The organism is Vibrio sp. V08_P9A1T1 (assembly GCF_963874405.1).
GTDB classification, from domain to species: Bacteria; Pseudomonadota; Gammaproteobacteria; order Enterobacterales; family Vibrionaceae; genus Vibrio; species Vibrio anguillarum.
Genome location: NZ_CAWNIB010000114.1, coordinates 1 through 5,625, shown reverse-complemented (window position 1 = coordinate 5,625; position 5,625 = coordinate 1). Strand labels below are relative to the sequence as shown.

General features: G+C 42.1%; 4 protein-coding genes. 3 read left to right on the top strand and 1 reads right to left on the bottom strand.

The genetic code is table 11. The features are described from left to right. Nucleotides 1-20 precede the first annotated feature (20 nt). The 3 genes from AACT21_RS05935 to AACT21_RS05925 all read left to right on the top strand — a co-directional run bounded on the left by AACT21_RS05935 (nt 21) and on the right by AACT21_RS05925 (nt 3,739). Nucleotides 21-917, top strand: coding sequence for a LysR family transcriptional regulator ArgP (locus AACT21_RS05935; protein WP_094164270.1), 897 nt, complete (start codon nt 21-23; stop codon nt 915-917). 102 nt (nt 918-1,019) lie between these two features. Next, complete coding sequence (locus AACT21_RS05930; protein ID WP_176430219.1) at nt 1,020-1,712, top strand: oxidative stress defense protein; 693 nt, start codon at nt 1,020-1,022, stop codon at nt 1,710-1,712. Between the two features lie 161 nt (nt 1,713-1,873). Beyond that, entirely contained in the window at nt 1,874-3,739 is a 1,866-nt protein-coding gene (locus AACT21_RS05925) for a sensor domain-containing diguanylate cyclase (RefSeq protein WP_094164268.1), read from the top strand. A 103-nt stretch (nt 3,740-3,842) separates the two neighbouring features. Here the strand turns inward: AACT21_RS05925 and pykF are convergent, their stop codons facing one another. Continuing rightward, nucleotides 3,843-5,255, bottom strand: coding sequence for a pyruvate kinase PykF (gene pykF, locus AACT21_RS05920; RefSeq protein ID WP_026027602.1), 1,413 nt, complete (start codon nt 5,253-5,255; stop codon nt 3,843-3,845). Between the last annotated feature and the right edge of the window lie 370 nt (nt 5,256-5,625).

Sequence of the window (5,625 nt, the reverse complement as noted above, 5' to 3'; positions counted from 1 at the left end):
TTATAAAAAAGGAGCTTGAAATGAGAGGGCTAGATTACAAATGGATTGAGGCATTAGATGCGGTGTTGCAACAGGGGAGCTTTGAACGAGCGGCCGAAAATCTTTATATCTCTCAATCCGCCATTTCTCAGCGGATCAAACAGTTAGAGAAATTCATTGCTCAACCGGTCCTGATTCGAGAGCAGCCACCAAGGCCCACGCTGGTGGGGAAAAAATTGCTAGGGCTGTATCGTCGGGTGTGTCTGCTTGAAAATGAACTAGTGCCTGAATTGATGAATGAAGAACATTCGCGGCCCGTCTCAATAGCCATCGCCACTAATGCAGACAGTTTGGCCACTTGGTTACTTCCTGCGTTATCTAATACGATGAAAACGCGGCAAGTTGAGTTGAACCTGACGGTTTTCGGTGAGTCGCGTACGATTGAAAAAATTAAAAATGGTGAAGTGGCTGGCGCAATAAGCTTAGAATCGCAAGCTATCCCGGGTTGTAATGCTGATTACTTAGGCCGAATGGACTATGTGTGTGTTGCCAGCCCGGATTTTTATCAGCGTTATTTCTCTCAAGGTGTGAACTTTCATACCTTAAAAAAAGCACCAGCGGTATCGTATGATCAGTATGATGATCTGCATAAAAAATATTTGCATGATCACTTCAATGTGCCAAGAGATGCCGTCATAAACCATACCGTGGGTAGTTCAGAAGCTTTTGTTAAATTAGCCCTATCTGGTGCGGCGTATTGTCTGATCCCTCGCTTACAGATCGCACAAGAGCTTGAAATAGGCACTTTGATTGATATCACGCCAGGTTTTATCTTAACCAACCGTATTTATTGGCACCATTGGCAATTAGAGACAGGTATATTGCAGGAAATTTCTCAGGCCATCATTCAATATGCTCGCCAAGTGTTGCCGCAATAAAGGAAGCTCAACGTCAGAGTTGTGTCATTTCATAAGCTATTAACTGTGCTTATATAGAGTATCGCCTATGATGTATTCACCCATTTGAGTAAGGTAACTCCCATGAAATTAATGACAAGTGTAACGCTATTATCTGGATTGCTCAGTTTTGGTTCTATGGCGCAGGAAATGAATTTTCCTCATCTTTCAACGACAGGTTATGGTGAAGTCGTTGCGGCACCTGATATGGCTGAGTTTTCAGTTAAAGTGGTTGAATCGACGCTGACGGCGGAGCAGGCAAAAAGAGCGGTCGACAAAGTGGTAGAAGCATTTGTGGCGCGTTTGAAAGAATCCGGTGTGACTTCCCAACAAATATCGAGTTCAAATCTCTACCTTGCCCCTCAATATCACTACCCTAAGTCCGGTAAGCCTGAGTTAGTGGGTTATCAAGCAACAAGAAGTGTCACGGTTGAGGTTGAAGATTTAAGCCAGCTTAATCAATACCTTGATGTAGCGCTCGGTGAGGGTATTAACCAAGTCGACAATATTCAACTTAAAGTTCGGAATCAAGAGCAATACCAGCAACAAGCTCGGCTAGCGGCGATTCAAGATGCGAATACCAAAGCACAATCATTGGCAGAAGGATTTAAGTTGAAATTAGGTGATGTGTGGCAGATAGACTACAACTCGCCCAGCGTGCAGCCGATTATGATGCGTGCTATGGCAATGGATGCAAAATCTGAATCCAATAGCTACCAAGACTCGACGCTTATTATTCGCGATAGGGTGGACGTAGTCTATCAATTAAACAACTAAGCCCTTACCTAAGCTACTGATTGGTTAATTTAAAATGGATAAAAACGAGCTTTTACTTCCATAAATTGATTGTATTATTAATCGGTAGCTTTTTGTTTTGTCTATTTTTTAAGATGCTATAATCCGCTCATCACTATTTAGGGTTAATATTTAGACAAGTCATGAGATACACAAAAATAATCAGCATCCTTCTCATCATTTGTTTCTTATTCAGCGCAATAGTGACTGGGTATTACTATCAGCGCTACCAAGAAGTGAAAGACAACGCAACGCAAAATACGGTAGCGGAGGCGTTTGATCAACTCAATGAAAGTGAACATCAATACCGGGGTTTGAAAGCCCAAGTAGGCTCCATTGTTGATTTACTTAGTCGCAGTCAAAGTTTGTATGAATTTATTTTCTCTCCTTCAGAGGCTAACCAACAGAGTCTTGAAAAAAGCTGGTCTTCTGTTGCTGAAAAACAGACATGGTATAGCTCAATTGCGCTTTTAGACGTGTCTGGGCATGAACAACTTCGGATTCATTATTCTGCGACTAATCATTTAGCTTCTAGTGTAAAAACACAGCAAGACAGCTCACATCATGACTACATTGCTTTTGCAGAAAATCTCTCAGAGGGAGATGTGGGTGTATGGGGCATTACATTGGCAGATGCTCCGAGTAGAGCGGCTATACAGCCTATGCTATGCGTAATCACGCCAGTTACCGTATTAGGGGAGCGAAAAGGTTATTTAGTCCTCAATGTTGATATTTGGTCACAATCTTCGCGCTTAACTCATGCGCGTGATCCACAGTTAACTCCTGAGCTTATCGGCGACTCCGGTTTCTACTTGTCTTCTAGCGATAAAACCAAATTATTTGGAGACTTATTACCGTCCAATCAATACGAGAATCTTGCACTTCTGCTACCGAAAACTTGGCAGCAGATGCAGACAACTCCTTCTGGCTATGTATTCGAAAATGGCAAGGTTACGGTTTATAAAACCCTTAAATTTGCTTCATTGAAACCTGTTTTTTTGATGATTCAACTCACCGATGAGCAATTAGATCATCGAGCGAAGCGTGATGTCAACGATTTAATCAAAGAGGCTTTTTTCGTCTTCTTCGTTATACTCATTTTTGCGCTTCCCATGGTTTCCATGGCATTGCATTACCATCATCGAAGTATTGAGAGCAAACTGGCAAGAGCAGCCTTGAATGGTATGTCTGCAGTGATGATCTCAGACAGAAAGCACAAAGTGATGATGGTTAATGGCGAATTTGAAAAGATTACCGGTCTGACTATTGACGAGATAAAAGGCAGTAACGCATTAAAATTACTGCTCAGTCCAAATGGTATGGAGTTTATGCTCGAGGTACTTGAGGAGGTATCGCAGCAACATTTCTGGGAAGGTGAAGTAGAAATGGTCAATACGCAAGGTGAGACACTAACCGCCATCATGAGAATTCAAGCGATTAAAGAGGCGACTAAAGTCAGTTATTATATTACGTCTTTAGTCGATATTACTCAGCACAAAGAGCTTGAAAACCGATTACGAGAATTGAGCGAAAAAGACGCGTTAACTCAGCTATGGAATCGGCGTAAATTTGAAGCAGAATTGCAGCATCATACGCACATCATTCAACGTTATCCCGAAAGCCATCATGTTTGCCTCGTCTTAATTGATATTGATTACTTTAAACGAGTGAATGATGAACAAGGACATGATGAAGGTGATCGCGTCATTATTAAAGTTGGTGAGATTTTGAGCCAAACATTGCGTGCCACCGATTTTCTGGCACGTATTGGCGGTGAAGAGTTTGCGATTATTATGCCGCACACTTCTGTAGAAGAAGCCGAGATTGTTCTAGACCGATTACGAGTAGCGGTAGAGCAAAGCCTCACCGTGACTATCAGCGCTGGCTTTACTGACTTAACCGCAGATGGTAAACGCTCGTATAAATGTGCTGACATTGCTTTATATGAGGCGAAAACCTTAGGACGAAATCGAATTTCACTGTGTAAAAGCAGTGATGATCTTGCTTAAGGCATACCGTAAAGAGTGATGGGTTTGGCAAGTAAAGCGTAAATAGCGAAAATAAAAAAATCGGGGCAAGCCCCGATTTTTCTGTTTCTAGCTTACGTTTCTATTATAGAACGTGAACAGAAGCTGTGTTGGTTGTACCTGAAGCAACAAGAGCACCAGAAACCATTACTACGATGTCACCCTTCTTGCCTAGGCCAGAAGCCAGTGCAATCTCTTTACCATTGATGTAGAACGCATCAGTGCTGTCGATAGTATCAACAACAACCGGTGTTACACCTTTAGTCAGAACAAGTTGAGCGGCCGTTTTCTTGTTAGTGGTTACGGCAATGATGTTCGCCGTTGGGAAGTACTTACGCACTGAACGAGCTGATTTACCCGCTTCAGTTGCGACCACGATAAGTGGAGCCGCCAATTTCTCAGCAGTATCTACCGCACCTTTACATACGGCTTCAGTAATGCGTAGGCGTGGGCTGTCTAAACGAGAACCCAACTCAGCTTGTAGAACGCGGTCTGTACGAGCACAGATTTGCGCCATGATAGTGACCGCTTCAACAGGGTATTTACCTTTTGCTGTTTCGCCAGAAAGCATCACTGCATCTGTACCATCCATTACCGCGTTGGCTACGTCGCCAGCTTCTGCGCGAGTTGGACGTGGGTTCTTGATCATTGAATCAAGCATTTGAGTTGCTGTGATAACCACTTTACGTGCGCGGTTACATTTTTCGATCATCATCTTCTGTGCAAAGATAACTTCTTCAGCAGGGATCTCAACACCTAGGTCGCCACGAGCAACCATAATACCGTCAGAAAGCTCAAGAATTTCGTCGAAGTTATCAACGCCTTCTTGGTTTTCAATTTTAGAGATGATTTGGATATCTGCGCCACCGTTTGCTGTTAGCAGTTCGCGGATTTCACGTACGTCGTCAGCTTTACGAATGAAAGAAGCCGCAACAAAATCAACGCCTTGCTCACAACCAAATTTAAGGTCTGCTTTATCTTTTTCAGAAAGAGCTGGAAGGTTTACTGAAACGTTAGGAAGGTTAACACCTTTGTTTTCACCTAGCGCGCCGTTGTTCAGCACTTTACATTTCACTTCAGTTTCTGTGGTTGCAATCACTTCCATTTCAATCAGGCCGTCATCAACCAAAATTTTGTTACCTACAGTAAGGTCTTTAGCAAAACCTAAGTAAGTCACGGCAACTTTATCTTTGTTACCAACAACGGTTGCATCAGTAGTGAAAGTGAAATCCTGGCCAGCCACGAGATCAACGTCATCACCATTTTCTAGTTTGATGGTACGGATTTCAGGACCTTTAGTGTCTAAAAGGATCGCAAGCTGTTTACCAGTGTTTTCCATTACTTTACGGAAGTTCGCAATACGAGTGCCGTGTTCTACGAAGTCACCGTGAGAGAAGTTCAAACGCATAACGTTCATGCCAGCATTCACTAGCTCAGTAAGCTTCTCTACAGATTCAGTTTTAGGGCCAATCGTACATACGATTTTGGTCTTTTTCATGGAAGGTTCTCTCCGGTAAATATGATTACAATTTGAAGTTGGTTGAGTGTTCTAGCGTCATCACAAGCGGCAATTTTTCTTATCTATTACCCAACAATATTGATGTGATTTTGTGACATTAGAGCTGAAAGTCTTTCAACAGTTTAGTCATTTTATGACCAAGCATTGTCGATTTTATAGCGTTATTTTGCCACTTATTGAGTTTAAATCGGTTAAGTTGCAAAAGAATAACAGTCAATTCTGTAATTTTTTTTCTTTTCGGCGCGAATTCTACCACCTAATGAGTTCAATATCACTGCCTAAGAATTGTCTTAGGACAAGGTTTTAGCGTGAATTATTAATTTTTTAGATCGAAATAAATAGACAATAA